Below are 3,570 nucleotides of genomic sequence, written 5' to 3' on the forward strand. Positions count from 1 at the left end.
CTGTCGCACTAACATTTGTAAACGATCACTGGATCACATTGTTTTAATTCTGAAATTGGCTGCGGAATGACGGATACTAAACATTACTATTTGGGATCACCCAGAACTAACTATTCCTGCTGGTTCTTATCGCAGCTCTGCTGAAGCGGGGAATTGGGTACATGCTGATGGTACTATCTTCTATCCATATATAGGTATTGTTGAAGTTGCGGGTAAAAACGTTCGTCAAATTCGTGCTGATATTTCTCGCCGATTAGCAAAGTACATAGAAAGTCCTCAAGTGGATGTCAGCGTAGCAGCTTTTCGTTCGAAAAAATCCTACATTACTGGTGAAGTAAGTAATCCTGGACAACAACCAATCACCAACATCCCACTCACCTTGTTAGATGCAATTAACCGTGCAGGTGGATTAGCCGAAAACGCCGACTGGAAAAATGTAACACTGACAAGAAACGGCATAGTTGAAAACATATCTCTTTATGCGCTGATGCAAGAAGGCGACCTCACTGAAAATAGGCTACTTCAACCAGGTGATATCATCCATGTGCCAAGAAATGATTCACAAAAGGTTTTCGTTATGGGTGAAGTTAACGATCCTAAACTACTGAAAATAGATCGCGCTGGCATGAGCCTTACGGAAGCTCTGAGCAACGTTGGCGGTATTAATCAGATATCAGCGGATGCGACAGGTGTATTCGTAATTAGGAGGTCACAAGACGCAGGTTCACTGGGCGACATATATCAACTTGATGTCTCCGATGCGGCAGCGCTCGTTATTGGTACTGAATTTGCTCTGAAACCGTATGACATCGTTTATGTCACTGCGGCGCCTATCAGTCGTTGGAATCGCGTTATTGCACAACTAGTACCTACCATCTCAGGCTTCAATGAACTTACAGAAGGCGTCCTTCGAGTCAGGACTTGGCCATAGAAAAAGCATTCTGAAGGGCTTGTTTGAACATAAACAAGTCATTCAAACGTTGTCTATAAGGAGCAAAACATGTTTTCGAACATTCTTGTCGTGTGTGTAGGTAATATTTGTCGCTCTCCCACAGGAGAGCGGTTACTACAGCAACTACTCCCAGATAAACAGATTTCTTCGGCGGGTATTGCCGTAGAAAAAAGTCGCCTAACCGGAAAGCCAGCAGATGAAACCGCCAGACTTGTCGCGTCAGAACGTGGTATCTACCTGCTAGACCACAAAGCGCAGCAGCTAACCGCTAAGTTGTGCGCAAAACAAGACCTAATATTGGTGATGGAACAAGGTCATATCGATGCTTTGACGGAGCTGGTACCAGAGGCTAGAGGTAAAGCAATGTTATTTGGTCACTGGATAGGTTCCGTGGATATTCCAGATCCATACAGACAGAGTAGAGAAGCCTTTGAGCATGCATTATCTCTGATTGAAAATGCTGCTCATGCATGGGCAAAAAAAATATAAATTCAGATCACTTGGCGAAATAAAAAATAATGGCTAACCAAACAATACAACCATCTGCTCTTGCTGATGATGAGATCGACCTAGGCAAGCTCTTCGGCATATTGATAGACGCGAAATGGTTTATCATCAGTATTACACTCTTTTTTGCAACATTAGGTATCGCGGTCGCGTTGCTATCAACTCCGATTTACAAAGCCGACGCGTTAATACAAATCGAAAAGAAAAGTTCAGGTGGTATTTCGGCGATGGTCGGTGACATGGGAGAACTCTTTTCTGCCGAATCATCTGCAACTACAGAGATTGAAATAATTAAATCGAGAATGATTCTTGGCGATACCGTTGATAAGTTTAACTTAACAACCATTGCCACTCCTGATTACTTACCTTTTGTTGGTAAAGGTCTAGCACGAATCAACGGTACTCAAAACTACATTTCTTTGACCACGTTTGAAGTACCTCGAACGGCTAAAGGATTATCTCATCAACTGATTGCTACAGACATCGAGAAAGGTCAATTCAGCTTGATGCTTGAAGACCAAATGGTACTTTCTGGTTCAGTTGGTCAACTAATTGAGATGAATGGCTATCGTGTAAAAGTGAACCAGCTCAATGCTCAAAATGAAGATACTTTTACAATAAGTAAAATAAGCAAGTTAGATGCTATCAACAAGTTAGCCTCACAACTTTCTATTTCAGAGAGAGGTAGCCAAACAGGTATTGTATCTCTAAGTATTGAAGGTGAATACCCAGACCACAATCAGCTTGTTTTAAATGATGTTGTTCAAAACTATTTTTTGCAGAATGTTAGAAGAAACTCAGCTGAAGCTGAGCAGAGCCTCAACTTCCTTAAAGGTCATTTACCCGAGATTAAGGACAAGCTAACTATTTCAGAAGATACATTGAACAGTTTTAGACAAGAAAACGAATCTATCGATTTAAATCTCGAAGCACAATCTACTCTAAAAGTGATGGTGGCACTTGAAGCCCAACTTAATGAGCTAACATTTAAAGAAAGTGAAATCAGTCAAAAATTCACCCAAGACCACCCAGCTTATAAATCGCTGTTAGACAAACGTCAGACATTACTACAAGAGAAAGAGCGTCTTAACAAACAAGTTCAAAAACTGCCAAAAACACAGCGCGAAGTCTTGCGTATGACTCGTGATGTCGAAGTAAACCAGCAAATCTACATCCAACTTTTGAATAAAGTTCAAGAGCTAAATATCATAAAAGCTGGCACCGTAGGTAATGTGCGTATTATTGACAACGCACAATCTTACGCAATTCCTATTAAACCGAAAAAACCTTTGATTGTAGTTTTGGCTACTCTTCTAGGAGGCATGGTAGCTGTCGCATTTGTTCTGGTAAAAACCGCGTTTCATCGTGGAGTGACTTCTCCTGATGAAATTGAGCAAACTGGAATATCTGTATATGCAAGTGTTCCAAAATCAGCACAACAATTGGAAGTTGCGAACAAGCTAAAACGTAAAAACAACAAAGACTTACTTCTTTTAGCAAATGCCAATCCAGCAGATCTATCAATTGAAGCACTACGTGGACTTCGAACCAGCTTACACTTCGCAATGTTGGAAGCCAAAAACAATGTCTTAATGATTTCAGGCCCAGCGCCTTCCATAGGTAAGACGTTCGTATCAACTAACTTTGCTGCAGTTGCGGCTAAAACGGGTCAAAAAGTCCTTTTGGTGGATGCTGACATGCGAAAAGGTTATTTACAGCAATGTTTTGGCCTCACAGCAGAGCAAGGGTTATCTGACTTACTAAGTGGAAAAATTGATCGAGCAACCGCAATCAAGCCAAGTCAAGTTGAAAACTTGGATGTGGTTACTCGCGGCCAAGTACCACCAAATCCGTCAGAACTTCTTATGCACCCTCGCTTCAAGAGCTTTGTTGACGAGATGTCTGCACAATACGATCTAGTCATCATCGATACGCCGCCTGTACTCGCAGTTACCGACCCAAGCATTGTTGGCGCGCTTGCAGGAACAACTCTGATGGTCGCTCGTTTTGATCAAACGACTTTGAAGGAGATTGAAGGTAAGCGCCCCACAAAGCACACATTCAATTAGCCAGGCACCAGACTTATGATCTTATCTTCACTAATAAGGAGA

1 protein-coding gene and 2 pseudogenes are annotated in these 3,570 nt (G+C 41.8%); all 3 read left to right on the top strand.

Annotation, left to right across the window (positions count from 1 at the left end):
• Positions 1 to 73: 73 nt before the first annotated feature.
• Positions 74 to 931 (top strand): annotated as a pseudogene (locus R7Z77_RS23720) (polysaccharide export protein); the annotation flags it as partial.
• Between the two features lie 69 nt (positions 932 to 1,000).
• The gene (locus tag R7Z77_RS23725; protein ID WP_064376871.1) at positions 1,001 to 1,441 is read left to right on the top strand and encodes a low molecular weight protein-tyrosine-phosphatase; all 441 of its coding nucleotides are present in this window, start codon (positions 1,001 to 1,003) and stop codon (positions 1,439 to 1,441) included.
• Positions 1,442 to 1,470: 29 nt separating this feature from the next.
• Positions 1,471 to 3,504: pseudogene (locus tag R7Z77_RS23730) on the top strand (polysaccharide biosynthesis tyrosine autokinase); the annotation flags it as partial.
• Between the last annotated feature and the right edge of the window lie 66 nt (positions 3,505 to 3,570).

This window comes from Vibrio sp. 1401, assembly GCF_033340295.1.

Bases quoted from the DNA above. Each gene is read 5' to 3' on its own strand.
- R7Z77_RS23725 (WP_064376871.1), top strand. From the start codon at position 1,001: ATGTTTTCGAACATTCTTGTCGTGTGTGTAGGTAATATTTGTCGCTCT.